Source organism: Mycobacterium sp. IDR2000157661 (assembly GCF_022317005.1).
GTDB lineage: Bacteria > Actinomycetota > Actinomycetes > Mycobacteriales > Mycobacteriaceae > Mycobacterium.
In genome coordinates, this window is the sequence record NZ_CP081006.1 from 4152830 (window position 1) to 4165886 (window position 13057).

The following is a 13057-nucleotide window of genomic DNA, read 5'->3' on the forward strand; positions in this document are numbered from 1 at the left end:
GTCGACGGTCGGCGTGTGCGGTCGTAGTTAGCGGCCTTTGTCGACGCGCTCCGGTCCGGGTGGTGTGGTCCGGCCGACGGTCTTGCCGGCGGCGAGTCCGGCGATGACGGGCTCCTGGTCGGTGTCCGCGAACAGGGCGCGCACCCAGCGGCGTTGTTCGTCGGCGCCGTCGTCGCCCTGGTGCTGTTCGTCGTCGAGCACCTGGCCGTCGTCGGTGAATAGCTGGCGCGCGAATCGGCGGTTGACTTCTTCGGTGCGTTCGTCGCTGGTGCGTTGGGTCCTTTCAAGTTGGTGTAGGAGTCGCCGGTTGGCGTCGTCGGTGCGTTTGTCGCTCATGTGTCCTCCGGGAAGATGTAGCGGCCGGCGACGGGTTTCATGCCGGCCGCTCTGGCTCGGTTCCTGACCGTTTTCGGCGTGCAGCCCCATTCGTCGGCAAGCTGTTTGGTCGTCTTCCATGCTGGCGAATCGGGGTGCTGTGGCTTTCCCGCTGCGGAAAGTTCCCTGTTCAGGGCGGCGTGCAGATCCCGTAGTGCGGTCGGGACAGTGATGCCGAACTGCTGGCGCCGGCGGATTTCTTCGCCGATCCAGTACGCCGCTCGGCTGATGTGGTGCCGTGACAGGCCGCTCACGGATCTGGCCGATCGCCGCAGTGGATGCAGACGCCGCGCCGGCCGCGGATGGTGTGCCCGCAGTTGATGGTGCGTTCGGCTTCGTCGAGGTCGCGCACGGCGGCGCGCCACTCGTCGACTTCGGATGGTGTGGTCACGACCACGGCCTGACCAGGTAGGCGCGAATTGTCTGCGTGGTCGGGTCGGTCATCACCTGGAAGAAGCCGAGGGACCGCCCGTCGGGGTCATCCGGCAGCGCGGTTCCGTCCGAAATGGGCTGCTCGGCAGCAGGATCGGGCTGCCAAATGTGGCTGACGGTGCCGGTACCGGCCGGCGTAATGTCGGCTGTCGATTCGATGCGACGCCCGTCGGAGTACCGGCCGGTGTCACCGAACAGCGCGGCCAGGTCTGCAACGTTGTTCACCGGCGGCGGGACGGCGCCGTCGTCGTCGGTTGTCCATGATCTGAGGATCGCCGCCGCGTATTTGAGCGCGTCGTCGGCGCGAACGGGGCGCGGTGTCATTGGTTCACGCGCCCGGTCGACGTGACCACTCGTCCGGCGATGACACCGTGCGGTCGCTGAGAGGGCCGCAGGCCGTCCACATAGGCGCGACACGGCACCAGGCTGGGGCACTCCGCGCACAGCGCCAGAGCGGCCGCTCTGGCCGTGTCGAGTTCGTCTCTGGTGGGTTCGCCGTCGGCGCGCTGCACGGCAACGGTCCTCTCGTACAGGTCCGCCTTGCCTTTGCATCGGGCGCCGGGAAGGTCGGGAACGCCGGCGAGTAGCGCGCTCATGGTCCGCCAATCGGGCATGTGGGTTTACTCCTCGGTGTCGTCGATTTGGTAGATCGGCTCGGTGATGTCTCGAACTGCGGGCGGTGTGGCCGGCGCGCAGTGGTCGCAGCGGCGCGCCGGGTCGACGGGTGTGTGGTCCGGGCCGAGCCGCCAGCCGTTCGGGTCGCAGCGACGACAGGCGCGGATCGCGGCAACCCGCTCGGCGCGGACGCTCTGCTCAATGGCGCTCCGACGGCTCATCGGACAACCCGATCGCGTGCTCGCGCGCGCGCTGGTGCCGTACCCGAGAAACGCAACGACAGGCTGCCGCCCTCGCTTCGCTCGGTTGCCACGTAAACGCTGCTGTTCGCTTGCCGTTGTTCGACGCTGCCGTGTTGCTGTCGATCGGGACGCTGCCGGCGTCGAGTGGTGGGGCGCGCTTGGCGGCAGACAGGCAGCGGCAAGAGACCAGAAAGCAGATCAGTGGCAAGGGGGCGGAGCCCCCGCCGCAGCCTGTTTTCGGGGCTCGACGGTCGCGCTGGGAGCGCGGCAGCGGTTACGTCTGCAAACTCATCGCTGACACAAGCTTGCGATGGTTCGAGACGTACCCATATGTCCCGGTGGGACATTGAAGTATCGCCGCAGTTCACGGCGGGCGCGCGTGTAGCAAGGTTGAACACAGCCATAGGTCTGTCCCACCCGGAGTCCCACTGGGACAAGCACTTTCCAGCAAACACATTCACCACCCGCCGGCGGCATCGTCGGGGGGTTTGAGAGCCCGCTGTCTACGCTTGCGGCTTGTCTCCCTCGAACGCTTCTCGAAGACCGTCTTCGGCTTGTTCTCATCGCGCAGGTAGAGGTATCGGTAACCGCCCTGCATCGCCACCCAGATGCCCGCTTCAACCAACTGTTTCGCTTCGCGAGTCGCCTTCCAGCCGCGTACTTCCCGCTCCGGGATGAACCAGGACTCCAAGTCGCCGAGCACGGATTCGGCGGCGAGGAAATCGCGGCCGCGGGTCTGGTCGTTCGCCCACGAAAGCGCCTTCCAATACAGGCCAAGCGCGGCCATTCCGACGTTGTTGAGCCAGGGATCCTTCCAGTCGTCGTCGCTCATCAGAATCCACAGCATCGACGGATCGGAACGCGCGTTGGTCGGGTCGGAGCCAGCGGACACCGCCGCGTAGGTGTGCATCGTGTCGAGCGCCCGGTCGAGCCGATCGCGCCGCGACGGCCGGCCCGGTCGACGGCGCCGCCGCGGCATACCCCAGAACGCCAGCTGCTCAGTCACCATCACGCGTCCTGAGGGTGGGTCTCCGCGTCGCGGGCGGCGGTGGCGGCGTCGAGTAGTCGGCCGGCCAGTTCGATCGCGAACTGGCCGGTCACCGAGAACGGATCGGTACCTGAGCCGATAGCAAGCGAGACCCGCCCCGGCCGCGACGCATTGGGCGCGACATGGACAGTGGGCGTATCGGGTGGCCGATTCACGCGACACCGCTGGGCTTCGTGGCGGTGGACGGCCGGAACAGTTCGGCGAGCCGCATCCGCTGCTCATCAGTGAGTGGCGGCGCCGTTGAGAGCACCCGTTCGATGTAGTCGGCTGCCTGCGCTTCTTTGAATCCGCGCTTGGCTTCGATCAGATCGACGTCATCGTCGGGCCGGGATCGGCTCAGGGCGCCGATCTTGGCTCGGTGATGCGCCGCGGCCTTCGAGAGGGCCATTGGAACCTCTTATTCGCGTGAGGGATTTCCCTCCGCGAGAGGCTCTGGCAGACCACCCGACCCTTGCGGGCCCGTGCTACGACTTCACCATAGCAGCGAGCACTCGCAAGCTGATTTCCGGCGCGCCGGATTCCGGCGATGGCGGCAAAGCGTTGGGCGTAGCTGCGATTCGGTCGAATATGGGCTCGACCCGTTGCGCTGGCGACGGCGGCAGCGCGAATCCGCATTGATGGCACCTGATGTCGAAGTGGCGCCGGTAGCCCCTTCCAGCGGTGGCGCTCAGTCCGTGCCGGTGGTTCCCATCACGGTCAAGAATCTTGACTACTTTCGGACGCATGTCGCGGTGGTGCGGCTCGCCGTCGACGAGCTCTACCAGTGCGCCCTCACGGCTGGACTCGACCCACACAGCGCCCAACCGGCCCATTTGTCGAATGAATGTCCAGTAGCAAGCCGGCTGTTCGTCGGTGTGGTCGTCCTTGCACACCACGGTCAGCAGGGCGACTCGGACGCCGCCATCGCCTGTCATCGTTCCTGCCTGCGCGACGCCCACTCGAACCTGACACTTTCGGGGTCGAAGCCGGGGCCGGGGCGTGTGCGGTCGATAACGACTCGCAGCCCGAGTGCGCCCAGCACCGCGCGGCGCTGAGCCACTGTCATGTCGTCCCACCTTTGACTGGCCTGCGGTCCTGCCAACGGTCGCAGAGCGTCGAGGTCAAGCGATACCACCGACGCGGCGCGACGCTGCTCCGCCTGGTCAAGCTCGGGTTGCAGACGCGCGGTAATGCGACGCAACTGCTCGGCGGTGATGGCGCCCTCGGCGAACGCGTCGGCGGCGTCGGCCAGTCGCCGGTTGAGTTCGTCGATACGGTGCGAGCAGCGCCGTGCTTCGGCGTCGTCGCCGAGTAGAAAGTCGAGCGCGTCGGGCATCGACATGCGGCCGATCACAACGCCTTTGACCAAATTGTCCACGGCGGGCTCGGAGCGGCCGACGCAGCCCTTTCCGTCGCACACGTACAGGTCGAGCGGTCGTCCGTGCGGTCCCCGTTTGGTGACGGCTCGTAGCTTCTCGCCGCAGACGCCGCACTCCCCGATCCCCCACGACAGCAGATGCCGGCGCGCACCAGGCCGCGTCGTCCCGTTCGACTGCCGGCCGGGATCGGCAAGCAGCGCGACGACCTTCTCATGCTTGGCGCGGTCGACCAGCGCGGGCCAGCACCCGTCGAAACGTTCCTCGTCGGGCTGGCCGCGATGGTGGATCCGCTGCGCGACGTTGGACTCGCGCAAAGCGAGTTTCTTCACCGACGTCTTTCCCCATCGCGACGACTTCGGCGCCGGCACGCCAAGATCGTTCAACCGATCGGTGATGCCACGTAGCGACTCGCCCGCCAGCAGACGGTCGACGACCTCGCGCACCACGTCGGACTCCTGCGGATGCTCGGTCCAGGTCGCGGCCGATCCGCTGCCGTGCTTCACCCACCCATAGCCAAGATCGCCGGACGGCCGGCCTGACCGCGCGCGCCGGACCGCGGCGGCGGTGACGCGCTCGGACTTAATCTCCGACTCCCACGTCGCCAACGCGCCTTGAATGTCGACCCACGTCCGGCCCGCAGCAGTTGACAGGTCGTAGTCGCCGCCCTGCGCCTCGGACACGTTGACCTTGCATGAGTGGAACGCGTCGATGAACTCAGCGCGTTCACGACGGTTACGGGTCATCCGGGTCAGGTGATAGACGATCACGCGGTCGATCTTGTGCTCGCGGGCGAGTCGGAGCACCTTCTGATAGGCGGGTCGGTTGGCGCCACGGAATGCCGATATGTCGTTGTCGGCATGTTCCGCGGCGATCCGGTAACCGCGTGCGGATGCGAACGTACGGGCGTGTTCCAGCTGATCGGCCACGCCGACCGCCTGACCTGTGGTGTCCTGGCTTATGCGCGCATAGAGCGCGACCCTTTCCCCCGGAGACGTATTCACATGTTAGAGCCTACGGTGTTCCCCGGCGGTGTGGGCAAGACGTGGCAGGACGGTGACTTCGAGCGCCTGCTCGGTGACGTGAGCACCCGGGTGTTCGACGTCTACGGCGACTCGACGGTCGTCTACCCAGGCCACGGCGATGACACCGCGCTCGGCGCCGAGCGCCCGCACCTCGGCGAGTGGAAAGAACGGGGTTGGTAGACGGGCCGGTCGCGGTCGTCACCGGTGCCAGTCGTGGCGCCGGCCTGGGCATCGCGCGCGCACTCGGCGGTCACGGGTGCACCGTCTACGTCACCGGGCGCACCGAACGCGCGGACCAGTCGCCGCATGGCGGCACCGTCTACAAGGCCGCCCAAGAGGTCACGGCGGCCGGCGGCACCGGCATCGCGGTCGTGGCCGACCACTCCGACGACGACCAGACGAAGGCGCTGTTCGACCGGATAGCGCGTGAGCAAGGCCGGGTGGACATTCTGGTGAACAACGCGGCCCTCATCCGCGACGAGATGATGGCGCGTAAACCGTTCTGGGAGAAGTCGATCGATGTGATCGACATTGTGGATGTCGGTGTGCGCAGCGCGTACGTCGCCACGGTGTACGCGGCCCCGCTGATGGTGCCGCAGCGCAACGGGCTGGTCGTGTTCACCTCGGCGCCGGGCGCCGCCCACTACGTGTTCGGTCCGTCCTACGGCGTCCATAAGGCGGGCATGGACAAGATGGCCGCCGACATGGCGGTCGACTTCCGTGAGCACGGCGTCGCGGCCGTCTCCATCTGGATGGGAATCCTGCTGACCGAACGGCTCGCCGCCATGATCGCCACCACTCCGGAGAAGTTCGGCGGACTGATCGAGATAGCCGAGACCCCGGAATTGACGGGCCACCTCATCTGGGCGCTGTTCCACGATCCGCAGCGGCTGAACAAGAGCGGTCAGACGTTCATCGGTGCCGAACTGGCGGTCGAGTACGGCATCAGAGACGACGGCGATCGCCGGCCACCGTCGTACCGGGACTTGCACGGCGTCCACCCGATCCCGCAGTTCGACCGGATCCTGCGGTGACCACTGGGTACTGGTGGTAGGCGGCGGAGCCGCCATGACCAGGCTGGCTTAATCTGGTCGCGGTAGTCGGTGAGGAGACAAAGGATGAATGAGGACCAGTTTAAGAAGGCGCAAGGCGGCGCCGGGTTCATCGCGGCGCTCGACCAGAGCGGCGGCAGCACCCCGAAGGCGCTCAAGCTCTACGGCATCGCCGAGGACGCCTACTCCGGTGACGACCAGATGTTCGACCTGGTACACGAGATGCGGACCCGCATCATCACCAGCCCGGCCTTCGACGGGGATCGCATCATGGGCGCGATCCTGTTCGAGATGACGATGGACCGCGAGATCGAGGGCCGTCCGACCGCCGACTATCTGTGGAACGTCAAGAACATCGTGCCGTTCCTCAAGATCGACAAGGGCCTGGCCGAGGAGAAGGACGGTGCCCAGACGATGAAGCCGATGCCCGGCCTCGACGATCTGCTGGACCGCGCCGTCGCCAACGGCGTCTTCGGCACCAAGGAACGCTCCGTCATCAAGCTCCCCGGCGCCGGCCTGCAGGCCGTGGTGGACCAACAGTTCGAGGTCGCGCAGCAGGTACTGGCCAAGGGTCTGGTGCCGATCATCGAGCCCGAGGTCGACATCAAGAGCCCCAAGAAGGCCGAGGCAGAGGATCAACTGAAGGCCGCCCTGCTCGCCGGCCTCGACAAGCTGGGCGACGACCAGAAGGTCATGCTCAAGCTGACGCTGCCCGACACCGACAACCTCTACAAAGAGCTCGTCGAGCACCCGAAGGTGCTGCGTTTGGTGGCCCTCTCCGGCGGATACAGCCGCGACGAGGCCAACGAGAAGCTCTCGCGCAACACCGGTGTGGTCGCCAGCTTCTCCCGCGCGCTGACCGAGGGGTTGACCGCTCAGCAGAGCGACGAGGAGTTCAACGCCACGCTGGACCAGGCGATCGCGAGCATCGCCAAAGCGTCGGCCACCTGACCGCACTGCGGGGCTACGCGTCGGCGGTGCTCGCCGGCGCGCTACCCGCCCTCGCGTTTCCCGCGCCGTCGTGGTGGTGGATCGCCTGGGTGGGTCTGATTCCGCTGCTCTTCGTCGTCCGCGCTGCACCCACGGCAGGGCGGGGTGCCGTGCGTGCGTGGCTGGCGATGGCCGCCTTCGTCGGCGTCACCCAGTACTGGCTGTGGCCCGTCGCGGGCCCTCTTCTTCTCGTGCTGGCCGTCGCCATCGGCGCGTTGTGGTTGCCATGGGGATGGGCCGCTCATCGGTTGCTCACCGGTGCGCTCACCGGCCACGGACTGCTCACCGCGGTGGCGGTCCTGCCCTCGATGTGGATCCTCGCGGAGGCGGTGCGCTCGTGGCACCGCCTCGGTGGCGCCTGGGCCGTGCTCGGAGCGTCGCAGTGGAACCAGCCGGCGACGTTGGCGCCGGCCTCGCTGGGTGGGGTGTGGCTCGTCAGCTTTCTCGTGGTCGCCGTGAACACCGCCGTTGTCGGCGCGATCCTCCTGCGCACGTCTCGGGCGATCGCACTACCGGTTGCGCTGGCGGCGATCGGACCGGCGTGGTTCTGGCTGGCTCCGGCGCCCGAGCCCGCCCCGACGATGCGGGTGGCGCTGGTCCAACCCGGGGACATCGAGGACGCGACACCGCGTCAGGCCGCGAGCGAGGCTCTCACCGCCGGCCTGGCCGGTCAATCGGTGGATCTCGTCGTCTGGGGTGAGAGCAGTGTCGGGGTGGACCTCGCCCAGCGGCCCGACGTCGCTGCGCGGCTGGCTCGTCTGTCTCGGTTGGTCGGCGCCGATCTACTGGTCAATGTCGATGCCCGCACCGCGTCGGGTGGCATCTACAAGTCGTCGGTGCTCATCGGCCCCGGGGGTGTGCTCGGGTCGTATGCCAAGACACGGCTCGTGCCCTTCGGCGAATACGTGCCACTGCGGTCCGTGTTGGGTCGGGTCACCGAGGGCACGGCGGCCGCCGGTGAGGACCGCCGCCAGGGCGACGGGCCGGTGGTGCTGCGCACCGGCGGCGTCGGGGTGGGACCCCTGATCAGCTTCGAGACGTTGTTCTCGGACCTCGCGCGCAAGGCGGTCGAACTCGGTGCGGATCTCATCGCCTATCAGAGCGCGACATCGTCGTACCAGGGCAGCTGGGCGCAGCCGCAGTTGGCGAGCATGGCTGCGGTCCATGCGGCGGAGGTGGGCCATCCCGCGGTGCACGCGGGGCTGTCCGGGGTCAGCTCGGCGTTCGACGCCACGGGGCGCCGCCTGGCCTGGTTACCCGCGTCCGAGCGCGGTGTCGCGGTGGTGGACGTCCCACTCGCCGCACGCCCCACCGGCTATCTACGGTGGGGCGACTGGGTTGTCGGGCTGGCGCTGGTGCTGACTACGGCGTGGTGTGCACGATCAGCACATCGGTCTTGGACCGGCGCGCGACGTTCGCAGGTACCGAGCCGAGCAACCGGCCGGCGATGGTGGACAGCCCGACGTTGCCGACCACCAGCAGATCGGCCTTAATCTCCTCGGCCAGCTCCACCAGGGCGTCGACGGGCGCGCCGACGACTGCTTTCTCCTCGACGTTCTGGGCACCGACCTTGTGGGCGCGCTCCTTGGCCTCGCGCAGGATCGCGTAGATCGGCGCGTTGCCGGACATTTTGTACCCCTCGTCCTTGAGGACGTCGGCGGCCCGCTGGTCCTCGGCCTGGGGGAAGTACGCCGTCGCGATGACCAGCTTGGCGTCGGTCCCGGCGATCTGACCAGCCTTCTCCACCGCGCGCAGCGACGAGTCCGATCCGTCCGTGCCGACCAAGACGGTCTGATAGGCGCTCATCCATGTCCTCCCAGGGTCGATTCCAACGCCACCCGGAACAGTATCCCGTCGAGTGGCGTTTGCCTGCTATTTCGTCGTACTTGGCAGGCAACATCACCTCGCACCGGCTTACGTGACGTCGCCTACAACCAGCGTTGTGCGGGAGGTCGGGCACGCCGACGCAACCTGCACGGCGACGGCAGATCTGCTGCCTCTTAAGGCAAGTCGACCGTTCGCGCCGAGCAATCATCGGTGGTGCAAATTAGCGGTCGAGGCGGCGGATTCACAGAGCCCCAAGCGGGTAACCGCAATCCATGTCCTCACGGCCGGCGCACACCGCTGCGGACTTCGTCCCGGACACCCGTGTCCTCGACGAACTCGCCGACGCCGCGCATGGGTGCAAGGGCTGCGACCTTTATTTGGACGCCACGCAGACCGTCTTCGGCGGTGGGTCGCCGACAGCCAGGATGATGCTCGTCGGCGAACAACCGGGCGATCAGGAGGACAAGGTGGGGGCGCCGTTCGTCGGACCGGCGGGCAGGCTCCTCGACAAGGCGCTGGTGCAGGCCGGAATCGAGCGGGACCAGGTCTATGTGACCAACGCGGTCAAGCACTTCAAGTTCACCTTGCCCGAACGCGGTAAGCGCCGCATCCACAAGACTCCCGGCCGCACCGAGGTGGTGGCGTGCCGCCCCTGGCTGCTTGCGGAGTTGGAGGCGGTGCGGCCCGAGATCCTGGTTCTGATGGGCGCGACAGCGGCGAAGTCGTTGCTGGGCAGTGACTTTCGACTCACTGCCCATCGCGGAGAGGTGCTCCGGCTGCCCGCCGTCGGTGAGATCGAAGTCGCCCCCGAGGTGGTCGTCACCGTCCACCCGTCATCGGTGCTGCGCGGTCGCTCGGAGGACCGGCAGAAGGCTTTCGACGCTCTGGTCTCGGATCTGCGGTTCGCCGACGGCGTCCGTGCGGGTAGGACATGATCGCCAGATGGCTGTTGGTGTCGACCACGCGGTCCGACTGCGGGATGGACGGCTCACCGCGTATGCCCAATACGGTTCGCCTGACGGCTACCCGGTCATCAACGCACACGGCGGGCTCGCCTGCCGCCTGGATGTCGCCGCAGCCGATTCCGTAGCTACCGACCTCGGCGTCCGGCTGATCTCGCCGGACAGGCCGGGAGTCGGGCTCTCGTGCCCTCAGCCAGGACGCACCGTGCTGGACTGGGCACGCGATGTGGCAGAACTGCTCGACAGCCTCGATGTCGACCGCTTCTCGGTCATGGGCTGGTCGATGGGCGGGCAATATGCCGCGGCGGTCGGACACGCATTGGTTGACCGCGTGAATCGGGTGGCGATCGTCGCGGGCGTGCTGCCGCTAACCGAACCTGGTGTCTTTCAACAGCTTCCGTCCATGGACCGCCACTTGACCCGTATCTCGCAACGGTCGCCGTGGCTGGCACGACAGTGCTTCCGGGCGATGGGAGCGTTAGCGGGTGCGGCGCCGACGCTCTACGGCCGCCTCGCAGCGCGGGCGCTCGGACCGGCGGACGCCGCGGTGATCCGTGACGAAGGTTTCACCGCTTTTTCACAGATGTCGCACGAAGCTTTCCGTCAGCCGCACGGTGCCGCCGAGGAGTATCGGGCATGGATGCGGCCGTGGGGCTTCGCGCTTGAGGACCTGAAGGTGCATGTCGACGTCTGGATGGGCTTACAGGATGAACTGGTGGACAAGACCTGGCCCGAGCAGCTCGCCGCACGTATTCCACACGCCGCATTGCACGTTCGTGCCGGTGGGCACTTCGTGGCCCACCGGCACTACCGTGAGATCCTCGATGCGCTGCGCCGGCCGAGGAGCAACGGCGTTGCGGCATCATGAGGCCGAGGTGCACCGCAAATTCGCAATTCGCGGCGCGCCGAGGGTGATCAGGGCGACGGCGGCTGTTTACTTGTCCACATGGAGCTCTGGTTGGCCGCCAACGTTCCAGGGCCGCCTTTCTTCGCGGGCCCGGGACAAGGCGCGCGTCAAATCGTCGAGCTGTTCGTCGCCTTCGGCCTGACCGCGCTCATCGGCCTGGAGCGCGAGATCCAGGGCAAGAGTGCGGGACTGCGCACCCAGACCATCGTGGGCACGGCGGCCGCTCTCATCCTGCTGGTCAGCAAGTACGGGTTCACCGACGTGTTGCAGGACAACCTGGTGGTCGTGGACCCGTCCCGAGTGGCGGCGCAGATCGTCTCCGGTATCGGCTTTCTCGGCGCCGGCATCATCATCTTCAGGCGCGGTTCGGTGCACGGACTGACGACGGCGGCCGCCGTGTGGGAGTCGGCGGCGATCGGGATGGCGGCCGGTGCCGGGTTGCTGTTGCTCGCGGCCACGGTCACTGCCATGCATTTCCTGATCATCCTCGGCTTCATGCCGCTCGCGCGGAGGCTGACCGCGCGCCTGAGCGGATCGATTCGCATGCACATCACCTACCGCGAGGGCGCCGCGGTGATGAGCCGGCTGCTGCAGGCCTGCGAACGTCGGGAATGGCTGCTGACCGACCTTGCAGCAGACTCCCCTGGTGAACCGCTCGGTGCGGCTCCCGGTGAGTCAGGCGTGATGCTGACGCTCGCCGGCCGCGGGATCATGACCGCACCGACCGTGCTCGCCGCGATCGACGGCGTCACGTCGATCCGCCAGCTCGACGAAGACGCCGACCCGGATTAGCGAGCGTCGATCGCCACCGCGCAACGGCGTCCGCTGCGCGTCGAGGCGACCACCCCGAGAGCGGCCAGGACCGCGAACGCCCCGAACAGCCAGCGCGCGGGTGTCGCGGTGCCGTTCTCCGTCATGTTCACCGCGACTCCGGCCAGCCCGGCGCCGAACGCGCCGCTGATCAGTTGGACCGTGTTGATCGCGGCGGCGGCCGCGGGCCCTTCCGCCGGGTCGTCCACCCGACGCATCGCCCATGCCGACAGATGCGGCCACGCGATACCGACGCCGGCGCCGGTGACCAGCAGCGCGACCGCCCACACCGCGATCAGGCCGAAAGGCACAGCGTCGCGGAACGTGACGGCGGCCAGCCCCAGCCCGACGGCCATCACCGCGGGTGCAACGGCGACCGTGCGCCGGATCGCCCGATCGTCGTTCATCGAGGCGCTGCTGATCTCGCCGACGGTCCAGCCGATGGCCAACCCCGCGGCGAGGAACCCCGCCGCGACGGGGGTCAGGCCCGCCAACCGCTGCCCGAACAACGGCACGTACATGTCGGCCATGGTCGCGGCCATCAGTACGCCCAGCGACAGGTAGATCCACTTCAGCGGGCCGGGCCCGAAGGTGCTCGGCGGCAACACCGCGGCGGGCAGCCTTCGGTCGACGAACAGGAACACACCCACCAGCAGCGCGCCCAGGATCAGTAGCGCCGCGGTGGCCCACACCTGGCGCGGCAACCCCGCCACACTCACCGCCAGCGCCGCCGCCCCCAGCAGCACCAGAGGCCACACCGGAATCGGCACCCGCCGCAGGTCGAGCTCGGTATCCCGGCGTGCGGGCAAGGCGACGGGCACCAGCACCGCGACGGCCACGGTCAGGATCATCAACATGGCGAACGCCCAACGCCACGAGGCGAATTGGGCGAAAAGACCGCCGCCGGCCGGGCCGATGAGCGTGCCGACGCCCCACATCGCGGAGACGAGCGCCGACGCCTTGGTCCACAGCCGGTTCGGCAGCGCGGTATTGATCACCGCATAGCCCAATCCGGCGAGCAGTCCGCCGCCGAGGCCCTGCACGATGCGGCCGACCAGCAACGCCTCCATGGTTGGTGCCGCGGTGCACACCACGCTGCCCGCGCCGAACACGCTGAGGCTCAACGAATATGCCCCTCGCGGGCCGAACCGTATCAGCGTCGAGTGCACGGTCGTGGCCGCCACCACCGATGCGACGAGGTACACCGTCGTCACCCAGGCGTACAGCCGCTGCCCGCCGATGTCGGCGACGGCATTGGGCAGCAGGCTGATCGTCAGGAACTCGTTCGTCGCGTACAGCGCCACCCCGCCCGCAAGGACGGTCGAGGCGCCGAGGTTGCCGCGACCCAACAACTCACGCCAGGTGCCCGTGGTGATCCCCGCGGTTTCGGTCACCCGATCACGCTAAGAGCTCAACC

18 protein-coding genes and 2 pseudogenes are annotated in these 13057 nt (G+C 67.8%); 7 read left to right on the top strand and 13 right to left on the bottom strand.

The window, feature by feature from the left end; translation table 11 throughout:
* Positions 1-27: 27 nt before the first annotated feature.
* The 11 genes from K3G64_RS21290 to K3G64_RS21340 all read right to left on the bottom strand — a co-directional run bounded on the left by K3G64_RS21290 (position 28) and on the right by K3G64_RS21340 (position 5071).
* Positions 28-336, bottom strand: a complete 309-nt coding sequence (locus K3G64_RS21290) for an RNA polymerase subunit sigma (protein ID WP_238887084.1) — start codon at positions 334-336, stop codon at positions 28-30.
* Positions 333-629, bottom strand: a complete 297-nt coding sequence (locus K3G64_RS21295; protein WP_238887085.1) for a hypothetical protein — start codon at positions 627-629, stop codon at positions 333-335. The genes K3G64_RS21290 and K3G64_RS21295 overlap by 4 nt, the downstream gene beginning before the upstream one ends.
* A complete protein-coding gene (locus K3G64_RS21300; protein WP_238887086.1) occupies positions 626-766 on the bottom strand; it encodes a hypothetical protein in 141 nt (46 codons plus the stop codon). Before K3G64_RS21300 ends, K3G64_RS21295 begins: the two co-directional genes overlap by 4 nt.
* A complete protein-coding gene (locus tag K3G64_RS21305) occupies positions 763-1131 on the bottom strand; it encodes a hypothetical protein (protein WP_238887087.1) in 369 nt (122 codons plus the stop codon). The genes K3G64_RS21300 and K3G64_RS21305 overlap by 4 nt, the downstream gene beginning before the upstream one ends.
* Complete coding sequence (locus tag K3G64_RS21310; protein WP_238887088.1) at positions 1128-1421, bottom strand: hypothetical protein; 294 nt, start codon at positions 1419-1421, stop codon at positions 1128-1130. Before K3G64_RS21310 ends, K3G64_RS21305 begins: the two co-directional genes overlap by 4 nt.
* Before the next feature lie 6 nt (positions 1422-1427).
* Positions 1428-1643: a hypothetical protein gene (locus K3G64_RS21315; protein ID WP_238887089.1), complete on the bottom strand. Its 216-nt coding sequence runs from the start codon at positions 1641-1643 to the stop codon at positions 1428-1430.
* Positions 1644-2121: 478 nt separating this feature from the next.
* Positions 2122-2676: a hypothetical protein gene (locus K3G64_RS21320; RefSeq protein WP_238887090.1), complete on the bottom strand. Its 555-nt coding sequence runs from the start codon at positions 2674-2676 to the stop codon at positions 2122-2124.
* On the bottom strand, positions 2673-2867 hold the full coding sequence (locus K3G64_RS21325; RefSeq protein WP_238887091.1) for a hypothetical protein: 195 nt from the start codon (positions 2865-2867) through the stop codon (positions 2673-2675). The genes K3G64_RS21320 and K3G64_RS21325 overlap by 4 nt, the downstream gene beginning before the upstream one ends.
* Positions 2864-3100, bottom strand: a complete 237-nt coding sequence (locus K3G64_RS21330) for a hypothetical protein (protein WP_238887092.1) — start codon at positions 3098-3100, stop codon at positions 2864-2866. The genes K3G64_RS21325 and K3G64_RS21330 overlap by 4 nt, the downstream gene beginning before the upstream one ends.
* A gap of 76 nt (positions 3101-3176) precedes the next feature.
* Positions 3177-3650 carry a hypothetical protein gene (locus tag K3G64_RS21335; protein ID WP_238887093.1) on the bottom strand — a complete coding sequence of 158 codons (474 nt, stop codon included), beginning with the start codon at positions 3648-3650 and terminating at the stop codon, positions 3177-3179.
* Positions 3623-5071, bottom strand: coding sequence for a recombinase family protein (locus K3G64_RS21340; protein ID WP_238887094.1), 1449 nt, complete (start codon positions 5069-5071; stop codon positions 3623-3625). Before K3G64_RS21340 ends, K3G64_RS21335 begins: the two co-directional genes overlap by 28 nt.
* 15 nt (positions 5072-5086) lie before the next feature.
* On the opposite strand from K3G64_RS21340, the pseudogene K3G64_RS21345 reads away from it, so the two are divergent.
* The 4 genes and pseudogenes from K3G64_RS21345 to lnt all read left to right on the top strand — a co-directional run.
* Positions 5087-5272, top strand: a pseudogene (locus K3G64_RS21345) (hydrolase); the annotation flags it as partial.
* Complete coding sequence (locus K3G64_RS21350) at positions 5266-6126, top strand: SDR family NAD(P)-dependent oxidoreductase (RefSeq protein ID WP_238887095.1); 861 nt, start codon at positions 5266-5268, stop codon at positions 6124-6126. The pseudogene K3G64_RS21345 and the gene K3G64_RS21350, both read left to right, overlap by 7 nt.
* A gap of 84 nt (positions 6127-6210) precedes the next feature.
* Positions 6211-7095, top strand: coding sequence for a fructose bisphosphate aldolase (locus K3G64_RS21355; protein ID WP_238887096.1), 885 nt, complete (start codon positions 6211-6213; stop codon positions 7093-7095).
* A 26-nt stretch (positions 7096-7121) separates the two neighbouring features.
* A pseudogene (gene lnt / locus K3G64_RS21360) lies at positions 7122-8531 on the top strand (apolipoprotein N-acyltransferase); the annotation flags it as partial.
* Here lnt and K3G64_RS21365 read toward each other — a convergent pair.
* Positions 8497-8940, bottom strand: coding sequence for a universal stress protein (locus K3G64_RS21365; RefSeq protein WP_238887097.1), 444 nt, complete (start codon positions 8938-8940; stop codon positions 8497-8499). The pseudogene lnt and the gene K3G64_RS21365 sit on opposite strands and share 35 nt — an antisense overlap.
* Positions 8941-9233: 293 nt before the next feature.
* On the opposite strand from K3G64_RS21365, the gene K3G64_RS21370 reads away from it, so the two are divergent.
* From K3G64_RS21370 to K3G64_RS21380, 3 genes are all read left to right on the top strand, one after another.
* Entirely contained in the window at positions 9234-9896 is a 663-nt protein-coding gene (locus K3G64_RS21370) for a UdgX family uracil-DNA binding protein (RefSeq protein WP_238887098.1), read from the top strand.
* Positions 9897-9903: 7 nt separating this feature from the next.
* On the top strand, positions 9904-10791 hold the full coding sequence (locus K3G64_RS21375) for an alpha/beta fold hydrolase (protein WP_238887099.1): 888 nt from the start codon (positions 9904-9906) through the stop codon (positions 10789-10791).
* 78 nt (positions 10792-10869) lie between these two features.
* Positions 10870-11622: an MgtC/SapB family protein gene (locus K3G64_RS21380; protein WP_238887100.1), complete on the top strand. Its 753-nt coding sequence runs from the start codon at positions 10870-10872 to the stop codon at positions 11620-11622.
* Here K3G64_RS21380 and K3G64_RS21385 read toward each other — a convergent pair.
* Positions 11619-13034 carry an MFS transporter gene (locus K3G64_RS21385; protein WP_238887101.1) on the bottom strand — a complete coding sequence of 472 codons (1416 nt, stop codon included), beginning with the start codon at positions 13032-13034 and terminating at the stop codon, positions 11619-11621. The genes K3G64_RS21380 and K3G64_RS21385 overlap by 4 nt on opposite strands.
* Positions 13035-13057 lie beyond the last annotated feature (23 nt).